Origin of the sequence: Bacteroides sp. 43_46 (assembly GCF_001915455.1) — a bacterium.
Lineage (GTDB): Bacteria > Bacteroidota > Bacteroidia > Bacteroidales > Bacteroidaceae > Bacteroides > Bacteroides caccae.
The window spans coordinates 26,909-47,831 of sequence record NZ_MNQN01000143.1 but is presented as its reverse complement, the minus strand read 5'-3'; the positions used below and the strand labels follow the sequence as shown (position 1 = coordinate 47,831).

Genomic DNA, 20,923 nt, shown 5'->3' with positions numbered 1-20,923 from the left:
TCAAATTTTATCATTAAAAAATGAACAGACTAAGACTTTATTTATTAGCGCTGACAGCGCTCATCGTGTGCTCCGCTAAAGCGGATGAAGGTATGTGGTTATTGCAATTAATGCAACAGCAACATTCCATAGATATGATGAAAAAACAAGGATTGAAACTGGAAGCCCAGGACTTATATAACCCGAACGGCGTCTCTTTGAAAGATGCAGTCGGTATCTTCGGAGGAGGATGTACGGGGGAAATTATCTCACCTGAAGGTTTAATTCTGACAAATCATCACTGTGGTTATGCTTCCATCCAGCAGCACAGTAGCGTAGAACATGACTACCTGACAGACGGTTTCTGGGCTACATCCAGAGACAAGGAGCTTCCGACTCCGGGATTGAAGTTCACATTTATCGAACGTATCGAAGATATCACGGATATTGTCAATGCAAAGATTGCCGCTAAAGAAATTACCGAATCTGAATCTTTCAGTAGTGCTTTTCTTCAGAAACTGGCCAACGAGCTTTACAATAAAAGCGATCTGAAAGATAAAAAAGGAATCGTTCCACAAGCACTTCCATTTTATGCCGGAAACAAATTCTATCTATTTTATAAGAAAATATATCCGGATGTACGTATGGTTGCCGCTCCCCCCTCCTCTATCGGTAAGTTCGGTGGCGAAACGGATAACTGGATGTGGCCCCGTCACACCGGTGATTTCTCCATGTTCCGTATTTATGCGGATGCTAACGGAGAACCGGCAGAATACAGCGCAAACAATACTCCTTTGAAAACAAAAAAACATTTGTCTATCTCGCTCAAAGGTTTGAAAGAAGGAGATTATGCAATGATTATGGGATTCCCCGGAAGTACAAGCCGTTATCTGACCGTATCGGAAGTAAAAGAACGCATGGAATCGGAAAACGACCCGCGTATCCGTATCCGCGGTGCCCGTCTGGCTGTATTGAAGGAAGTGATGAATGCAAGTGATAAAATCCGCATCCAGTATGCAAACAAATATGCCGGTTCCAGTAACTACTGGAAAAATTCTATCGGAATGAACAAGGCAATCATCGACAACGATGTATTGGGTACGAAAGCTGCGCAAGAAGCTAAATTTGCAGAATTTGCAAAGGAAAAGAATAATGCTGATTATGCAACGGTAGTGAAAAAAATAGATGATCTGGTAGCTAAGACAGCACCTCTCAACTATCAGTTCACCTGTCTGAGAGAAACGTTCTTCGGAGCAATCGAATTTGGAAGTGTCATGCTGGCTAAGACACGTGAAGCATTGATAGAGAAGAATGATTCTCTGATAAAAGTACGTATCGAAGCGCTGAAAGATACGTATGAAAGTATTCACAATAAGGACTATGACCATGAGGTAGACCGTAAAGTAGCTAAAGTTTTATTTCCCCTTTATGCAGAAATGATTCCGGCAGACCAGCGTCTGTCTATCTACAAAGTCATTGAGCAGAAATATAAAGGTAACTATGACAAGTTTGTCGATGATATGTATGACAACTCTATTTTCTCTAACCGTGAGAACTTTGAGAAGTTTGTCAAGAAACCGTCTGTAAAGGCTATCGATAATGATTTGGCTTTGCAATACTGTCAGTCTAAATATGACCAATTTGAGAAAATTGTTTCTCAATTAGAAGATATGGATAAAGAGTTGACTTTACTTCACAAGACCTATATCCGTGGTCTTGGCGAAATGAAACAGCCAGTTCCTTCTTATCCGGATGCCAACTTTACCATTCGTCTGACATACGGTAACGTGAAACCTTACGATCCGAAAGACGGAGTACACTACAACTACTATACGACAACTAAAGGTATTCTTGAAAAAGAAAATCCGGAAGACCGCGAATTTGTAGTACCCGCCAAACTGAAAGAGTTGATCGAGAAGAAAGATTATGGTCGCTATGCATTACCCAACGGTGATATGCCTGTCTGCTTCCTATCTACAAACGATATTACCGGAGGTAACTCCGGAAGCCCAGTATTGAATGAGAATGGGGAACTGATCGGTTGTGCCTTTGACGGCAACTGGGAATCATTGAGTGGCGATATCAACTTTGACAATAACCTGCAACGTTGTATCAACCTGGATATCCGTTATGTATTGTTCATCCTTGAAAAACTAGGAAACTGCGGACACCTGATTAATGAAATGACAATCGTAGAATAAATGAGAAAACAAATCCTATTTGCTATTTTTTCTCTGGCAACTCTTAGCATCCACGCCGACGAAGGTATGTGGATGCTACCTGATCTGAAAACTCAGAATGAGATTGCCATGCGAGAACTAGGTCTTGAGATTCCCATTGAAGAAGTATACAATGCGAACGGGCTTTCTCTGAAAGACGCTGTCGTACACTTCGGAGGAGGATGTACGGGAGAAGTAATCTCTTCCGAAGGGCTGGTGCTGACTAATCATCATTGCGGTTATGGAGCTATCCAGCAACACAGTAATGTAGAGCATGACTATCTGACAGAAGGTTTTTGGGCAATGAACCGCGACGCAGAACTTCCTACACCAGGACTCAAGGTTACTTTTATCGACCGTATTCTTGATGTAACCGACTACGTCAACGAACAACTAAAGAAAGACAAAGACCCGGAAGGAACTAATTATCTGTCTCCGACTTACCTCAACAAAGTAGCAGAACGTTTTGCAAAAGCAGAAAACATTGAAATAACTCCTGCTACCAAGTTGGAACTCAAAGCCTTTTATGGAGGAAATAAATATTATCTGTTTGTAAAAACCGTGTATAGCGACATTCGCATGGTAGGTGCCCCTCCTTCTTCTATTGGAAAATTTGGAGCGGATACTGACAACTGGATGTGGCCGCGTCACACCGGCGACTTTTCCCTTTTCCGTATCTATGCGGATAAGAACGGAAAACCGGCAGAGTATTCCAAAGACAATGTTCCTTTGCACGTAAAGAAACACTTGACCATTAGCCTTGCCGGAGTACAGGAAGGTGATTTCACTTTTGTCATGGGATTTCCCGGACGTAACTGGCGGTACATGATTTCCGACGAAGTAGAAGAACGGATGCAGACAACTAACTTTATGCGTCAGCACGTACGTGGTGCCCGTCAGAAAGTTCTTATGGAACAAATGCTTAAAGATCCTGCTGTGCGTATTCATTACGCCAGCAAATATGCATCATCAGCCAACTATTGGAAGAATGCTATTGGCATGAACGAAGGGCTGATGCGTCTTAAAGTATTGGATACCAAACGTGCGCAGCAAGAAGAACTATTGGCCCGCGGCCGTGAAAAAGGAGATAACTCTTATCAGAAAGCTTTTGACGAGATTCGCTCTATTGTAGCTCACCGACGTGACGCATTATATCACCAACAGGCTATCAACGAAGCACTTGTCACAGCGCTCGACTTTATGCGCATCCCCTCTACAACAGCACTGGCCACCGCACTAAAATCAAAAGATAAAGAGAAAATAAAAGAAGCTGCCCAAAACTTGAAACAGGAAGGTGAAAAATATTTTGCTTCTGTTCCTTTCCCGGAAGTAGAACGAATGGTAGCTAAAGAAATGCTCAAAACTTATGCTAACTATATTCCGGCAGAACAAAGAATCAATATATTCGAAATCATTGACTCCCGCTTCAAAGGCAACATAGATGCATTTGTAGATGCGTGCTTTGATAACTCAATTTTCGGTAATCAAAAGAATTTTGAGAAGTTCATCAAAAAGCCTAGTTTATATAAAATCGGATATGACTGGATGATCCTATTCAAATATTCAATTACCGACGGCATTCTGAAAACTGCCATTGCCATGAAAGAAGCCAATGAGAATTATGATGCCGCTCATAAAGTATGGGTAAAAGGCATGATGAATATGAGACAAGAAAAGGGAATACCTATTTATCCGGACGCGAACTCAACCTTACGACTGACTTACGGACAAGTGCTTCCTTATGAACCTGCAGACGGTGTAGTGTATGATGCTCATACCACTCTCAAAGGAGTTATGGAAAAAGAGGATCCGGGTAACTGGGAATTTGTAGTACCGCAAAAGTTGAAAGAGTTGTATAACTCTAAAGACTATGGACAGTACGGCAAAAACGGTGAGATGCCGGTCTGCTTTATTGTAAACACCGACAACACAGGAGGTAACTCCGGTAGTCCGGTTTTCAACAGTAAAGGCCAGTTGATAGGAACTGCTTTTGACCGTAACTTTGAAGGACTGACAGGTGATATCGCTTTCCGACCTTCATCACAGCGCGCTGCCTGCGTTGATATTCGTTATACTCTGTTTATCATAGATAAATTTGCGGGAGCATCCCATATCATTGATGAACTGACTATCTGTGAACAATAGAAAAATCATTTATTGAAAACGGATAATGAAACCGGGTTCTGTTTCATTATCCGTTTTTCATTTCACATTATTCATTAGACAAAGTCTTCCACCATATACATTTCATCAATTATCTCATTCATTGATTCTTCCAGGTTCCGAATAGCCTCATCAGGAGACTCTCCATAAGCATTACATTGCATATTTACAGTCAGCCAAGCATAATAGCCACCGTCTGATGCACGTTCAAGTACATAATCTGTTTTATTCAGTTTCATATTGGTAAATAATTAGTATATGTTGGTATTGAAGTTATTTCTGATTGTGAAGCAGCCAGTTTTTCCAATTCAAGAATAATCCGACGCTCGCAACTGCGTGCCCAATAAATGAAATCACGATTTGGAATATATTTTCCCGCAAAACGAAGCAAGGACTCCAGTTCAAACGAATCACCGATAATTCCTGCCCCTGCTATCATAGCATCATAAGCATTACAATCCTGTTCGATATGCGCCGGAACCATTAATACCGGTTTGCCAAGATACATCGCTTCACAAATAGACTCGAAACCAGCCGTACTGGCATAAGCCCTGCAGTTCGCCATTCCATTAAGAAACTTCACATCATCAATCTGATGATAACTCAATGTTTCGTCCACCCGTACTACTTCCTCTGTCTCCGTCTTATCCCAGAAAAATCTTAAAGGAACTTCCGGATGCATTGTGTGAAAACTCTCCACTGTATCTGCAAAACCGGCATTTACCATATATCCATGAATATAATTTCCTTCTTCCGGCTGGATTGCCGTTATTTCCCGGCGAATCAAAGGAGGTACCACAACAATCTGATGTTCATCATCCCGTTCCATTTCCCTGAAAGATAGAGCTAACTTCTTTGATGATCTAAGAGCCGTCATTCGTGTAAAGAAACGCAACATCCATAACTGGACCGGACTCTTATCCGGAAACTGAAAATCACGATGTAGAAACAAATATTGATGTCCCATACAAATATACGGAACAGAGGGACGGAAGAACGCATAGGTAAGTCCGGTCAGAAGTTCGTAGAAGTTGATGACGACTTCCGCCCCTGTCTCCTTAATCCGTTGATTTATATAGTACATACTACGGAAATATTCCGGTAGTTTCAATAAATTATAAGCTAAACTTTTCTTTAGATTCACTCGCTTATTATCTGTCGTAGGCAGAAAATTCGGACTGATAAAACGCTTCACCGGTGCATGAATACTCCGATTGAAAAAACCTGGTAATGTGCGTGAGGAACTTTTACCGACTAATACTTCTACAACCTCATGCCCATTACGCTGCAACATATCTTCGAGGGTGATAGCCTGTGTCAGATGTCCTCTCCCCTCACCTTGAACAATAAATAAGAATTTCATATAGCGATTATTATTTAGTTCATAACTTTAACTCCCGTTACTTTTCGATATGCAAAACTCCCGTTTTCAGATTACAACAGAATGACTCTCCGGTTACTATTCGATGAACAAAAACAGCATTTTCCCGTTATATTAATAAAATAGAATCTATATTTGCAGTCTTCAATGACTGTCATTTAATTTTAAGAAAGGAAAGATTATGGAGAAATTTGAAGATTTAATACAATCACCGATGCCCGTTTTAGTTGATTTCTTTGCAGAATGGTGCGGACCATGTAAAGCTATGAAACCCGTTCTGGAAGAGCTCAAATTAGTTGTAGGTGATAAGGCCCGTATTGTCAAGATAGACGTTGACCAACATGAAGACTTGGCTACAAAATATCGTATACAAGCTGTACCAACCTTTATCCTGTTCAAAAATGGAGAAGCGGTATGGAGACATTCCGGTGTAATTCATAGCAGTGAATTACAAGGGGTAATAGAACGGCATTATACATAAAAAGATAAATAACGAATGAAGAAAGTATTAGTCATGGTAGCACTCGTCATGGTAAGCGTAATCGTATACGCGTTCAATGACAGAGCTGAAGCCAAACAAGGTAAAAAAGAAGTAACAGGTAACAACGGAGAAGTCGTCGTAATGAATAAAGAAATGTTTCTGAAAGACGTCTTCGATTATGAAAAGTCAAAAGAGTGGAAATACAAAGGCGACAAGCCTGCCATTATCGATTTATATGCCGACTGGTGTGGACCTTGCCGCCAAACAGCTCCTATTATGAAAGAATTGGCAAAAGAATATGCCGGGAAAATTGTAATCTACAAAGTAAATGTAGATAAGCAGAAAGAACTGGCTGCCCTGTTCAATGCAACAAGTATTCCGTTGTTCGTATTCATCCCCATGAAAGGAGATCCCCAGCTTTTCCGCGGAGCTGCAGACAAAGCAACTTACAAGAAAGCAATTGATGAGTTTTTATTGAAGTAGAAAAAAGAGTGTCGATATCCGGTCAGGATTATGACGCCATAAGAAGCAAAGAGTGACGTTATCCGTATGTGATAGCGTCACTCTTTTTTATAACTAGTCAAGAGATTCTTAAGAAGTGTAAAAATACGGCTATTTTTCTTTTATTCAAAAAGAAATTGTACTTTTGTCAAATGGGAAACACGATATCCTTTAGAATATGAAAACATCCTTTTTATTAAAAAGCTCATTACTTGCGACTACGGGAGTTTATATCCTTCCGCAACTTCTTTTTGCCCAAACTTCAACACGTCCTCATATCATTTTAATTGTATCCGACCAACATCGTGGAGATGCCATGAATTGTATGGGAAATACTTCTGTCATTTCTCCGAATATGGACGCTTTGGCAGAAGACGGTACACTCTTTACAAACGGTTATTCTTCTACCCCTAGTAGTACACCGGCACGTTCCGGATTATTGACCGGACTTTCTCCCTGGCATCATGGTATGCTAGGATACGGCAGGGTAGCCAGCCAATACCGTTATGAGATGCCTCGTATGTTGGGAGACTTAAACTACTACAGCTTTGGCATTGGTAAAATGCACTGGTATCCTCAAAAGGCTCTGCATGGATTCCGGGGAACATTAGTTGATGAAAGCGGACGCGTAGAAAGTCCCGATTTTATCAGTGACTATCGATTATGGTTCCAAATGCAAGCTCCCGGCTTAAACCCGGATTCTACTCATATCGGTTGGAATGACCATGGAGCAGCTACTTATAAACTTCCGGAACGATTGCATCCCACAGCATGGACAGGAGAAATGGCTTGCGAAATGATTCGCAATTACGAAGGTATCAATAACCAACCATTGTTCTTGAAAATATCCTTTGCCCGTCCACATAGTCCTTATGATCCTCCCCAACGTTTATTGGACGAATACGCGAACCGGGATATACCTGCACCTTGGATAGGAGAATGGTGTAAAGATAAGCCGTATGCCAAACTAAAGGATCCTCAAAAAGTGAAAAAAGATGCTCCTTATGGTAATTTCGGTGACGAATATGCAAAAGACTCACGAAGGCACTATTATGCTAATGTGACATTTATTGACGAAGAGATAGGTAAAGTAATTAAAACTTTGAAAGAAAAAGGTATATATGACGATGCACTTATCTGCTACATTTCTGATCACGGTGATATGTTAGGAGACCATTATCATTGGCGTAAAACGTATCCTTACCAAGGTTCGGTACATGTTCCTTATATCGTTAAATGGCCGGCTAGCTATCACTTTACTAAAGGAAACAAAATTACCCAACCGGTAGAATTGCGTGATTTATTACCAACTTTCCTTGAAATAGCCGGAAGTTCTATCCCGCAAGATATGGACGGTCAATCTTTACTCCGGTTAATGGAAGGTAAAACCGATCAATGGAGGAAATACATAGATTTAGAACATGCGACTTGCTATAGTCCTGACAATTATTGGTGTGCATTAACCGACGGAAAAATAAAATATATCTGGCGTTTTCACACCGGGACAGAAGAGTTGTTTGATCTCTCGAAAGACCCTCATGAACTAAAGAATGTAGTAACAGATAAAAAATACAAACAGCAATTAAATGAGCTTCGTCAAGCTATGATTGATCATCTTTCCGAACGTGGTGAAAAGTTTGTGAAAGACGGTAAGTTACAGGTATTAAAACAGACAATTCTTTATAGCCCGTTATTTCCTGATAAAAGTCCGGTAGATACCGGAATTTAAAAATTAACATCTATGCAAATTCAAGACGAAAGTTATATTAAATGGAAACTTTTTCTCGAAGGCAATGATGAAGCTTATAGTTGGCTTTATACACACCATATTCAATTACTGTATCAATATGGATTACAAATCACTCCTGACACAGAAGTGATAAAAGACTGTATACAAGATGTATTTATAAGAATATACAAGAATAAAAATAAATTAAGTATACCCCAAAATGTAAAAATCTATCTGATGATTTCTCTTAAAAACAGTATCTATAATGTTTTCAGTAAAGAGCGTTCAGAAGAATCCTATGCCTTCAACTTCTACTCTATGGAAGAACAATATATAACAGAGAATGATTTTATCAATGAAGAAGAACGTCGCGAACAAATTAATGAAATCAAAAAAATACTCCATGTGCTAACTCCCAGACAACGAGAAATCATATATTATCGTTTTATAGAAGAAATGGAATATGATGAAATATGTCAGATTATGGACATTAATTATCAATCAGCCTACAATTTACTTCAACGCTCACTACAAAAAGTAAGAGATACTTTCGGAACACCTGAATGCATCGCATGGATAAGTATCTTGACCACTTTCTTCAGAGAAACACAAAAAATGCATTTTCTTTAAAAAAAATATAAGTTCAGTGAGTAGATTCCATTTTTTGAGTTGTCCTTATATAAACAACGCATAAAATGGATTCAAAAATAGACTATAATAATTATAAAGCAGACTCATTACTCAATGATGCTTATTTTTTAGAATCGGAACAACATCCGACTCCGGAAAGTATTATGTTTTGGGATAAATTAGCTCAAGAAAACAAGCAGTTAGCTAAGGAAATAGCTATTGCGCGTAATTTTCTACATATTCTCCGTCATGTTCCTAAACCCTATCTGCCTCAACAAAAAGTAGATTCCATTTGGAAATGTATATCCGATCAGAATCGTTTGGAAATACAGAACAAAAGAAAGAGACGCATTCTATACCGCACTTTAGCTGCAGCTTGCATTGTTGTCTTCCTTGTAAGTGGTTGGTATCTGCAAAATATTTATCAGACAAGCGAGTGCATGGAAAAATCTGATATAGTCGCAGTAAAGAAACCTGATGTCTCTACCAATCAAACCCTTTTGATTCTATCCGAAAAGAAACAGATAGCTATACAAGGTAAAGAAAGTAAGCTACATTACAACCAACAGGGAAAATTAAATGTCAATTCTCAAACCATTAATCAGGAAACTGAAAACGATAAGAAAAAAGATACTTATAATCAATTAATAGTGCCGGCCGGAAAACGCTCGTCAATTACTTTTTCTGACGGGACACGTATTTGGCTAAGCGCCAGTTCACGAGTTGTTTATCCGGTTGAATTTATGAAGAACAAACGGGAGATTTATGTAGAAGGTGAAGCCTTCCTAGATGTTTATCACGACAAAAGTCGACCATTTATTGTAAAAACGAATAAAATGGACATACAGGTATTAGGTACTACTTTTAACGTTTGTGCATACGAAAAAGAGAATATACAAACAGTAGTACTTGTCACTGGAAAAGTAGAAGTAAAGACTAACAATAACGAAACGAAAACTTTATCACCAAACAATTTACTTGCATATAATGATCAGCAAGGTATCAGCGTACATCCTGTAGATGTACAAGAATACATAGCTTGGAAAGATGGATTTTACCAATTCAAAAAAGAGAGGTTGGAAATTATTACAAAAAAACTCAGCAAGTACTATGGTAAGACAATCATTACCGACAAACAGCTTGCTAATATTACTTGTAGTGGCAAGCTAGATCTGAAAGAAGAACTAGATGATGTGTTGCATACGCTGATTCAAACCGTCCCGGCTCAAATAACAGAATCAAATGAGAAAATCTATATTAATGTCAAATCTAAATAAATTAATAGCCTATGAAAATATGACTTCCTAGAAAATGATAAGGCCGGATAATACCCGCATATCACCCGACCTTAAATTAAATTACTTACACGTTTAAATATTAATAATCTAATTCGTTATAAAAGTATGGAAAAACACCAATTATTCAGTCTAAAAAAGACTGAAGAAAAACAATTATTGCTAATTATGAAGTTCTTTTCATTTTTTCTACTGATAGGAATAGGTCATTGCTTGGCAACAAATTCGTATTCGCAAAGCAAATTATTCACAATGAAGACCTCTCAAAAGACTGTGAAACAAGTCTTTCAAGAAATTGAAAAAAATAGTGAATACATAATTTTCTACATGGACCAAATCATCGATACGAATCGTAAGGTAAATATTGATGTAAAAAATCAGCAAGTGAGCGCTATTTTGGACCAGCTATTTCTCGGTACAGATAATACTTACAGCATCAACGACCGACAAATCACAATTTACCATAAAGGCGAACAACCAAACAGCCAACAACAAAGTAACAAATTTATAGTCACCGGTGTAATAACCGATGCACAAGGAGAGTCCATGATTGGCGTTTCAGTAAAAGTAAAAGGAACAACATTAGGAGGAATCTCAGATATGGATGGACGATATTCCATTAGTGTCCCTAACAAAAATGATATTCTTATAGTTTCTTTCCTGGGCTACGCAACAGAAGAAATCAAGATTAACGGACGGCGCAACATTAACATCCGGTTACGCGAAGACACCAAAGCATTGGACGAAGTAGTTGTCATCGGTTATGGACAACAAAAAAAAGAGAGTGTCGTGGTATCCATGAGTTCGGTAAAGCCTTCGGAAATCGCTGCCCCGACTCGAAATTTGACCAACAATCTGGCAGGACAAGTATCCGGTTTAATTGCCGTACAACGTTCCGGTGAACCAGGATACGATGATGCAGAATTCTGGATTCGCGGTATCAGCACATTCGCATCTAACAGTTCCGCATCAACCCCTTTAGTCTTAGTAGATGGTGTTCCTCGTAAAATCACCGATATTGAACCGGATGAGATTGAAACATTCTCAGTATTAAAAGATGCTGCCGCAACTGCTATTTATGGTGCTGAAGGAGCAAATGGCGTTATATTAGTTACAACCAAACGCGGTAAGGACGAAAAACCTAAAATTACATTTAAAACAGAACACTCCATTTCAAGTCCACAACGTCTGCCTGAATTTGTAGGTTCTGCTGATTATTTAAGTTTATATAATGAAGCATTAAATAATGACGGGGAACCCGATTTATTCAGCGCTGAATTAATAGAAAAGTTTCGTACTAGTACAGACCGTGATCTTTATCCGGATACAGACTGGATAGGTGAACTGCTTAGAAAGAATACACATAATCACCGGTATACATTGAATGTGCGTGGCGGTTCGGCACGTTCCAGATATTTCGTATCTGGTGCCTATTATACAGAAAGTGGTATATATAAAGGTAATCCTACAGAAAAATACGATACCAATATTGGCTTGGACCGTTTTAATCTGCGTTCAAACATTGATATGGATGTCACCTCTACAACACTAGTATCTATTGACTTGGCAGGACAATACTTGATAGGCAATTATCCGGGTGAATCTTCATCTACTATCTTCCGCTCTATGTTGATTACTCCTCCTTATTGTTTTCCCGCAGTATATAGTGACGGAACAGTAGCTACTTACGAACAAGAACGAGGTGTAAATATGAGGAACCCATACAATCAGTTGATGAATTCCGGTTATACCCGCCAATGGAGAACAGGTATTCAATCCAAAGTTGGCGTTAGACAAAAACTCGATTTCATCACCAAGGGACTTAGCGCCAAAGTAAATGTCAGCTATGACTTTGATGCAACATTCAAATCCATACGTTCATACAATCCTTCCCGTTATCATGCAACAGGTAGAGATGAGAACGGTAACTTAACATTCATCCAAGTTGTATCAGGAACACCGGATTTGAGCGATTTGAAGGACAATGGTATTGAAGCGCAAAAGAAAATATATATTGATGCAGCTATCAACTACAAACGTATTTTTGCAGAGAAGCATGATGTAAGTGGTATGTTGCTATATATGCAAAAAGAAACACAACTCAAGACTCAACCTCTCCCCTATCGCAAGCAAGGGCTAGTAGGGCGTTTTAGTTACTCTTATGACGGACGTTATTTCCTTGAAGGAAATTTTGGATATACGGGTTCAGAAGCATTTGCCAAGAATCATCGTTTCGGTTTTTTCCCGGCTGTAGGACTGGCTTATTATTTGTCAAATGAGCCTTTTTACCCCGGAGTTTTAAAAAACTATATAAACAAAATCAAATTAAGAGCTTCTGTCGGTAAAACTGGTAACGACACTACCAGTGACCGTTTTATCTACCGTCCTACTTTCTCTATGAATGCAGGTTCATGGTCACAAGGAATAGGTAGTAACGGAGGTACTAATTCTATAGGACAAGGTATCATCGAAGGATTTCCGGAAACGTTAGATATTGGTTGGGAAATTGAGAAAAAACAAAACTATGGTTTCGACTTAGGACTTTTCAACAACAAGATAGATATTGTATTCGACTATTTCCGTTCCGAAAGAAGCAATATCCTGATGCAAAGAAAAACGACACCAACATTAAGTGGTTTTCGTGTCAACCAATATGCTAACTATGGAATCGTATCCAACCATGGTGTAGATATGTCTTTGAATGCTCATCATCAAATTGGTAAAGTAAAACTAAGTGCAAGAGGGACATTTACATTTGCCAGAAATGAGATAAAAGAATATGATGAATTACCACAAAAATATCCATGGATGGAACGAACAGGTAAACGAATTAATGAAAATAACCTCTATATAGCCGAACGCTTATACACAAAAGAAGATTTCATCATCAATAAGAACAGTAATGGTATTGAAAGCTATACATTACGCCCGGAACTGCCTCAAAGCACTCTAGGTGGATTGCTTGGCCCCGGTGATATTAAATACAAAGATGTGAATGGTGACGGAGTTATCGATTCCTATGATAAAGTAGTAGGCGTGGGACATCCTAATGTACCTGAGATCGTTTACGGATTTGGATTAAACATCGAATATAAAGGATTTTATGCTAGTGTATTCTTCCAAGGTACCGGAAACTGTTCTGTTTTATTAGGAGGAAATACTCCGGAAGGTTGGTATCCATTTGCATGGGGAGTAGACCAATCCAGTTATCGTACTTTCGCATTGGACCGTTGGACTGAGAGTAATCCAAGTCAAAATGTATTAATGCCACGCCTACATAAAGATAATGCCAACAACGCCAATAATCAAGTGGCAAGCACATGGTGGCTTCGTAATGGAGGTTTCTTACGATTAAAAAACATGGAATTCGGTTATCAACTGCCCAAACAATTCTTGAAGAAATTTAATGTTCAGGCTGCCAGAATTTATGTAATGGGATATAATCTTGCTTTGTGGGATGACCTTAAGTATTTCGATCCGGAAGCAGGAAATGCAAATGGAGGAAACGTATACCCTAAGAATCGTACCTTTACCTTAGGAATAGACTTTACATTTTAATTAAATCTATAAAATATGAAAACAATGAAGAAACTATATAAGAAAATACTGATAGCTGCTTTTGCATTGTGCAATATTTATTCTTGCGATTATCTGAATGTATCTGATGAGTTAGCCGGAAATCTCCGTTCATTGGATGAAATTTTCGATAATGTATCTTATACCCGAAGATGGTATGCAAACATATTTACTTCTATTCCAGATTATTCAGGAATTACCGCAGCTGCTGGAAGTATCACAGGATTTAAAAATCCTTGGGCAGGTATGTGTGATGAATTAACTGTTGGATATGGAGATGCAAAACTCTATAACAAAACAGATAAAAATGCAGCTAACATGAGTTTTCACCGTTGGGGTACATGCTATAAAGAAATCAGACAAGCAAATATATTCTTGACCCACGCCAAACCAATAGCGGCAAATGGAACCCATGTTGATGTACTGACGGAAGAAGAACTAACAGAGATGAAGGCTAATGTAAGATTCATGAGAGCCTATTATCACTATTTGCTTTTCGAACAATATGGTGCTATTCCTTTGGTAAAAGATTTAATTCTCGAAAGAGAAGATAATCTGGATCTGCCCCGAAATACCATAGATGAAGTAATCAGCTATTTGGACGAAGAACTAACAGCAGTAGCCAAAGAGCTGCCTCAAAAGGCATTACATGATGACGACCAGCATAATGCATGGCCAACCAAAGGCGTAGCTCTGGCTGTAAAAGCTAAAATGTGGGTATATGCAGCCAGTAAGTTATTCAATGGCGAATACAAAGAAGCGCTAGCCGTAACTAATTTGGATGGGACAAGACTTTTTCCTGATAAAGATCCTAATAAATGGAATAAAGCGGTAGCTGCTTTAGAAGAATTCATAAAATTTGCAGATGAGGAAGGTAATTATGAATTGCTGAATACGGGTAATCCTTCACAAGATATATACGATCTTTTCCAAACATATAATAAAGAAATTATATGGGCTACTGCAGCAACTTCATGGGGTGGAATGACAAATGACATGTTCGACCGTAGATGTACCCCAAGAAGTGAACAAAACGGAATGGGTTGCATTGGTGTCACACAAGAACTCGTAGACGACTTTTATATGAAGGACGGTCTCCCGGTACAAGCAACAAGTTATTTACCACAATCCACATTATATACAACCGAAGGGTTTGACAAATACACTGAGACTGTTAAAGCCGGAAGCAAAGAAGTACAAGTGGCCAACAATGTCAGCAATCGGTTCCTCAATCGGGAAGCACGTTTCTATAATACAGTATTTTTCCAAAATAGGAGATGGCATGTAACAAACAACGTAACTCAATTCCACAAAGGAAGCCCCAATGAATTAAGCGGCACAATTTATACTCATACTGGTTATATGCTATACAAAAGATTTAACAGGGAAGTTAGCATGAAATCTCCGGGGGTTCAAAACAAGTTCCGCCCTTCTATCATCTTCCGTCTTGCAGATCTTTATTTATTGTATGCAGAAGCTGTTAATGAAATTGATCCTCAGGACGAACGTGTTCTGACCTATTTAAACAAAGTACGCCAGCGTGCCGGTTTGTCGAATATTGAAGAACTCAACCCTGCCATTGAGGGAAATCAAGAGTTGCAAAGACTCGCAATTCAACGTGAAAGACGCATCGAATTGGCAACGGAAGGACAACGTTATTTCGATGTTCGCCGTTGGATGATAGCAGACCAGGATGGAGAAGGGCGTCAATTCGGATATGTTCATGGCATGAATATGAATGCGGCAGAAGACAAATTCTACGAAGAAGTAGAAGCTAGCCCGATTGTCTTCAGACGTAAAATGTACTTATATCCTATCCCAGACGATGAAATGAAGAAAACTGAACTGCTTGTTCAAAATCCGGGATGGTAAATCAACATTATGTTTCATGACTTAAAATAAAAAAAGATGAAAAAAATATACTCCATACTGGTAACCATAGTATTTTTGATACTGACAGCAAGTTGTAACGAGAACTTTGAGATCGCAGATAAAGCAGATAGCCTAGTATCTGTTGCTATCAATACACTGAATATACAAAAATCATTCAATGTAGGAGAAAGTTATCAAGCAGAGCTTTGGGTACAACGAGGCGGATTAAGCGATATGTCAGGAAAAGTAAAATTCATGATAGATCCCAATTTACTAGACTCTCTGAACAGAGAAGACAGAACCAATTATCAAATGTTACCGGAAAACTGTTATGAATTGTCCAACATTGAATTTTTACTAAATAAAAATGAAATGTGCGGTTATATAACCTATCATCCTGAAAAAATAGTCGAATTGTCCGATTATGACCAGATTCAATATGTTCTTCCACTGAGGTTGGTTTCTAACGAACTAAATATCAACCCCGAAAGATGTGTTTCATTGTTGGCATTTCAGGTATCAGAACCTATTGTACAAATCACAAACTCAGGAATATTCAATATAGATCCGTTACAAACCTCCCAAATGGACGTCCACATCAGCGTACCTTTTACTAATAAATGGGATATAGAATGCGATTTAACCCACGATCAATCTCTGATTGAACAGTATAATTCAAACAATAAGGTTAATTTCACCTTACTACCCAGTGAATCGTACACAGCTCCGGATAAAATTTCTTTACCGGAAGGAGTTAATGAAACAACAGCCTCCTACCAACTCAAAGATAATCTACTTCCGGGTAACTATATATTGCCCATAACTATTGGAAGCATTGAAGCGACACAGAACGGCACTCCGAATAATTCATTAGTTATAGATAAGGAAAGTAGCACTTTATTCCGTATCGTTAAAGAAGGGAAGAAAATAGATAAGTCAAAATGGGAAATTATTGCTTGCAATTCCGAAGCAGCAGCCAATCCGGTGAAAAACCTAATTGACGACGATGAAACGACTTTCTGGCACTGTAAAACTAAGTCTGAAGCCAATTGGTGCGAACCTCCTTATGAAATTACCATTGATATGAAAGACCCGATCACAATTGCTCAAATTGATTTAGTAAACCGTGGAGAAGCTAGTAGAGCTAATAATATCAAATGGGTGGAATTTTATGCCAGCAACAATAATAGTAATTGGGAAAAAATCGGTGCTTCTGACTTCAATGATGAATTTATTAGAGAAACATTTCGATACTATGTCAAATCGACCACAGCTCGTTATTTGAAACTAGTCATTCCTGAAGGCCATGGAAATGCGTGTCCCCCCGCAGCAATTCGTGAATTAACAGTCTTCGGGTATTGAGCTAAAAACTCCTACTAATTAAAAGAGACGACCTGAAAAAGAAATGTACCCCAAAAGTTTATCAAAAACAATTGGGGTACACTTCAATTACTCCGAAATAGTTTTAGAATCCTGTCCAGTTTTTTATTTTAGATATCCTATAGGATGATTCATCATTGGTACCTGGCTTTCCTTCAATTTCAACACCTTCTTCAATTGATTGATATCCATCGAAGCGCGAGGTACAGTAGCCAACCTTGCAGCGGAACAAAAGATTGAAATATTCTGGGAAACGATTCCTGCATCCATAGCTCCCATCAACTGAGTATGTGCATTCTTAGTATCTCCAAAACGAGAAAGATCACTAACCAAAACTAAAGATACCGGAGCTGATATTACAAATGCCTGTCCACCTGCCACTGCTCCACGATAATCGCCTTCAGCTATCAGATTCAACTGATGATTTTTTGCATCATATAAATAGCTACCTTCCGGCAATACCACATATACATCCACATCCTGCTTATTCAAAGCCGACGGAGCAGTCCGTTTTCCAGAATCGCTCCGATTAATACCGTTAGCAGCCCACAACAAATCCGACAAATCAGATAAATTCAATGCTTTCGAAGCAAATTCACGAGTAGAATGACGTTCGGACAATGCTTTCATCACCGTACCAGTACGGTTCAAATTAGGTTTTGGTAACTTAATTACTTTATCAGCAGCAAATGCAGCTACCGAGAATACTAAACAAGCTAACAACAGTTGTACTTTTCTCATAATTGTGATATTTAAAAGTTGATGAACAAATATAGACAAAAAAGGTCTGCATTCATTTTTGAATACAGACCTTTTAAGAGTTATTATGAGGTTTGATTATTTATCGCCGAAATAACGGTTATACAGACCTTCAAAACCTTTACCGTGACGAGCTTCGTCCTTGCACATTTCATGTACAGTGTCATGGATAGCATCCAAATTTAAAGCTTTTGCACGAGTTGCGATACGTTTTTTGTCTTCGCATGCACCTTGTTCAGCATCTTTACGTTTCTGCAGGTTTGTTTTGGTATCCCAAACACAGTCACCCAGCAATTCAGCAAATTTAGCGGCATGTTCAGCTTCTTCCCAAGCGTAACGTTTGAAAGCTTCAGCTACTTCAGGATAACCTTCGCGGTCTGCCTGACGACTCATAGCCAAATACATACCAACCTCAGTACATTCGCCCATGAAGTGATTGTTCAGGTCCTTAATCATTTCTTCGTCGCAACCTTTTGCAACACCGATAACGTGCTCATCAGCAAAAGTCAATGCGCCCAGGAGCTGCGTCACCTTCATAAACGTAACCGCAAACAGTACATCTAAATTTTTTCATTTTCTTCTCAATTTTAAATTAATTAGTCAATACGTGTTTCTTTATCTTTTCTCAAGCAATTCTTACATATACCTTTATAATAATAATGCACTTCCGACACCTGATGTCCGTCCATTTCCAGACTCTCTACTTTTTTCACCGCTTCCGGACATTGCAGGTCATAAATGTGTCCGCAACGTTTACAAAGAAAATGGGAATGAATGGAAGTATCTGCATCAAAATTAGTATTTTTCTCATCAATTGTAAGCATCTGAGCCGCTCCTTGCTCCGAAAACAGTTTCAAGGTATTGTAAACTGTAGTCTTTGAAAGCGTAGGCATCGAAGGAGATAATGCTGTATAAATATCATCAGCTGACGGATGAATAGGATGCTCCATCAAATATTGCATAATTGCAATACGTTGCATCGAAGGCTTTATATTATGGTCTAATAATCGTTCGTATGGTTTCATCATTTATCCCTTTCTTTCCAAACTTGTATTCATTACAATTATAAATCCAATGCAAAGATAAAGAGTTATTTGGAATAAACAAATAAAATATGAGAAAAATCTAATGAAAAACATTACTTTTGCTGTACTATAATAAAAGAATAAACATGAAAGTCAAACATACTGCAATTATATATATTATAATAGGCCTATTTCATATTTTACCTATCCAACCCAAAGCACAAAACAAAATTGAATTTAATAAATTAATTAATGATCTAGGTACTTTCTCTGAAGATAGCAAACCCAAAACTTGTACATTCAAATTTACCAATCATCAGGCAAAAGCGATAGCCATAGCACACGTGCAAAGTACATGTGGCTGTGCTGTTCCACAATATACAAAGAAAGCCATCAAACCGGGAGAAAGTGGGGAAATTAAAATTACTTATAATCCGCAGGGCCGACCGGGGATCTTCAACCGAGCCATTCTCGTCAGTTTTTCTGATCAAACTGAAAAAACACGCTTATTTGTAAAAGGCACAGTGACACCTGGAGTAGTTCGAAAAGATAAATCCTATCCATATGTTATGGGAGACTTACAATTACGAACCACCGGCATTAAATTAAAACAAATGAGAAGTAATGTACAGCAACAAAATATTATGGTTGTCAACAGTGGTAACTCTCCCCTTTATACAATAATAGAATCCCAAATACCCTACGTATCCGCTACAATGGTTCCCAATATTTTAAAACCGAATCAAAAAGGAGAAATCCAACTTATTCGTTATGCCGATAAAGATAAAGACCGGACTATTTGTATCAGATTAAAAGAAAATGCCCACCAACAGAACGTGGCAGGCAAAATTTCTATCATTATCACCTCAGAAAAGTGTACTCAATAATAACTAATGATACGGTTTACTTTAACTGAAGAATCAGGATGTGACCAATCTACCATATTATTTTGTTGCTGTACAGCTTCTGTCCAATTACCGAAAGCGTCCTTCCGAGTATAAATACTCAACTCCTTTGCTTCGGCCTCTTCTTCAAAATGTTCCTTATAAGTAATTTCTGTCCACCAGTTATTATCATCATATTTATAAGTCCAGTCTAATTGCCCACCCGCATCAGTCAGTTTGGAAACAGGTAACAATGTAGATGCCATATAGCGTACCACAGTACGTTCTACTTCATTTTCTCCTTCCTTCACAATCTTATCAGATGATGCTAAGCTACCATCTTCGTTATAAAGATAAGATGTAATTTCCATATTGGCAATTACTCCTCCTCTTTTTAATGTGACTATTTTTCGAACAGGATACATAACACCCTCATCATATTCAAAAGTAGTACTTGTCACACCACTCCAAGACTCAGTAGTATATATAGCTTTGTTACCACTATACGTATATAAGACACTACCGTCCGCATCAGAAATACTTTCCAGCCCTTTCACTAAAAAGAAATCATAAATACCTAAAGGAAAGATTAGAGGAACAAAGACTTCATGTTCTCCATAAGTTAACGTATAAATGACAGGATCACCACTGAAATCATTCACAATGACCTTCACCATTTTACCAGCTTTATCATATCCATAAGAATAACAAGCCATCACTTGCCACACATCTCGGGCGTATATTGTCGGTTCAATACTCGTAGGATTATAATATATTAAATGACCACTTATATCAAATTTCCACTCGGAAGAAGATACAGCTTCTTCATCTTTACTTTGCCTCTCAAAAGGTACAATATAAGAAAATTCTTTTACTGCGTTTACTTTTCCTTTCCAACCCATCATTACCAGATGCGATTGTTCCTCCCAAAAAGAGATAACTGAAGGCTCCGAAGGAATAATTTCCGGAGCCTCCAGTTCTGTGTCACCACAAGAAGTGATGACACATATAAGAGGCAGAATAAATAACAACTTATTTAATATTCTCAT

16 protein-coding genes and 1 pseudogene are annotated in these 20,923 nt (G+C 38.4%); 11 read left to right on the top strand and 6 right to left on the bottom strand.

Going from position 1 to position 20,923, the window contains the following annotated elements:
- Positions 1 to 20 precede the first annotated feature (20 nt).
- Complete coding sequence (locus BHV72_RS18890) at positions 21 to 2,180, top strand: S46 family peptidase (RefSeq protein WP_182316911.1); 2,160 nt, start codon at positions 21 to 23, stop codon at positions 2,178 to 2,180.
- Positions 2,181 to 4,343 carry a S46 family peptidase gene (locus tag BHV72_RS18885; protein WP_122264105.1) on the top strand — a complete coding sequence of 721 codons (2,163 nt, stop codon included), beginning with the start codon at positions 2,181 to 2,183 and terminating at the stop codon, positions 4,341 to 4,343. It begins immediately after the preceding gene.
- A gap of 74 nt (positions 4,344 to 4,417) precedes the next feature.
- Here the strand turns inward: BHV72_RS18885 and BHV72_RS18880 are convergent, their stop codons facing one another.
- Positions 4,418 to 4,600, bottom strand: coding sequence for a type II toxin-antitoxin system HicB family antitoxin (locus BHV72_RS18880; protein ID WP_005677784.1), 183 nt, complete (start codon positions 4,598 to 4,600; stop codon positions 4,418 to 4,420).
- The gene (locus tag BHV72_RS18875; protein WP_122264104.1) at positions 4,597 to 5,724 is read right to left on the bottom strand and encodes a glycosyltransferase family protein; all 1,128 of its coding nucleotides are present in this window, start codon (positions 5,722 to 5,724) and stop codon (positions 4,597 to 4,599) included. Before BHV72_RS18875 ends, BHV72_RS18880 begins: the two co-directional genes overlap by 4 nt.
- 199 nt (positions 5,725 to 5,923) lie before the next feature.
- Here BHV72_RS18875 and trxA point away from each other — a divergent pair, with 199 nt between their 5' ends.
- From trxA to BHV72_RS18835, 8 genes are all read left to right on the top strand, one after another.
- Positions 5,924 to 6,223, top strand: coding sequence for a thioredoxin (gene trxA / locus BHV72_RS18870; RefSeq protein WP_005677782.1), 300 nt, complete (start codon positions 5,924 to 5,926; stop codon positions 6,221 to 6,223).
- Positions 6,224 to 6,238: 15 nt separating this feature from the next.
- Positions 6,239 to 6,706 (top strand): thioredoxin family protein, encoded by a 468-nt coding sequence (locus BHV72_RS18865; protein ID WP_005677781.1) that lies wholly within the window; start codon positions 6,239 to 6,241, stop codon positions 6,704 to 6,706.
- A gap of 196 nt (positions 6,707 to 6,902) precedes the next feature.
- Positions 6,903 to 8,453 (top strand): arylsulfatase, encoded by a 1,551-nt coding sequence (locus BHV72_RS18860; RefSeq protein ID WP_122264103.1) that lies wholly within the window; start codon positions 6,903 to 6,905, stop codon positions 8,451 to 8,453.
- A gap of 12 nt (positions 8,454 to 8,465) precedes the next feature.
- Positions 8,466 to 9,083, top strand: a complete 618-nt coding sequence (locus BHV72_RS18855) for an RNA polymerase sigma factor (RefSeq protein WP_005677779.1) — start codon at positions 8,466 to 8,468, stop codon at positions 9,081 to 9,083.
- A 65-nt stretch (positions 9,084 to 9,148) separates the two neighbouring features.
- Positions 9,149 to 10,360, top strand: a complete 1,212-nt coding sequence (locus tag BHV72_RS18850; protein ID WP_005677778.1) for a FecR family protein — start codon at positions 9,149 to 9,151, stop codon at positions 10,358 to 10,360.
- Between the two features lie 126 nt (positions 10,361 to 10,486).
- Positions 10,487 to 13,936 (top strand): TonB-dependent receptor, encoded by a 3,450-nt coding sequence (locus tag BHV72_RS18845; protein WP_022043335.1) that lies wholly within the window; start codon positions 10,487 to 10,489, stop codon positions 13,934 to 13,936.
- A 24-nt stretch (positions 13,937 to 13,960) separates the two neighbouring features.
- Entirely contained in the window at positions 13,961 to 15,826 is a 1,866-nt protein-coding gene (locus tag BHV72_RS18840; protein WP_373587310.1) for a RagB/SusD family nutrient uptake outer membrane protein, read from the top strand.
- Between the two features lie 36 nt (positions 15,827 to 15,862).
- Positions 15,863 to 17,188 carry a BT_3987 domain-containing protein gene (locus BHV72_RS18835; protein ID WP_122134520.1) on the top strand — a complete coding sequence of 442 codons (1,326 nt, stop codon included), beginning with the start codon at positions 15,863 to 15,865 and terminating at the stop codon, positions 17,186 to 17,188.
- Positions 17,189 to 17,311: 123 nt separating this feature from the next.
- Here the strand turns inward: BHV72_RS18835 and BHV72_RS18830 are convergent, their stop codons facing one another.
- The 3 genes and pseudogenes from BHV72_RS18830 to BHV72_RS18820 form a co-directional block, all read right to left on the bottom strand.
- Positions 17,312 to 17,947 carry a SagB/ThcOx family dehydrogenase gene (locus BHV72_RS18830; protein WP_005677774.1) on the bottom strand — a complete coding sequence of 212 codons (636 nt, stop codon included), beginning with the start codon at positions 17,945 to 17,947 and terminating at the stop codon, positions 17,312 to 17,314.
- Positions 17,948 to 18,043: 96 nt separating this feature from the next.
- Positions 18,044 to 18,539: pseudogene (locus BHV72_RS18825) on the bottom strand (ferritin family protein).
- Between the two features lie 22 nt (positions 18,540 to 18,561).
- On the bottom strand, positions 18,562 to 18,990 hold the full coding sequence (locus BHV72_RS18820) for a Fur family transcriptional regulator (protein WP_122134524.1): 429 nt from the start codon (positions 18,988 to 18,990) through the stop codon (positions 18,562 to 18,564).
- Between the two features lie 146 nt (positions 18,991 to 19,136).
- Between BHV72_RS18820 and BHV72_RS18815 the strand changes: the two genes are divergently transcribed.
- Positions 19,137 to 19,877, top strand: a complete 741-nt coding sequence (locus BHV72_RS18815) for a DUF1573 domain-containing protein (RefSeq protein WP_055170538.1) — start codon at positions 19,137 to 19,139, stop codon at positions 19,875 to 19,877.
- Here the strand turns inward: BHV72_RS18815 and BHV72_RS18810 are convergent.
- A complete protein-coding gene (locus BHV72_RS18810) occupies positions 19,871 to 20,923 on the bottom strand; it encodes a hypothetical protein (RefSeq protein WP_055170541.1) in 1,053 nt (350 codons plus the stop codon). The genes BHV72_RS18815 and BHV72_RS18810 overlap by 7 nt on opposite strands.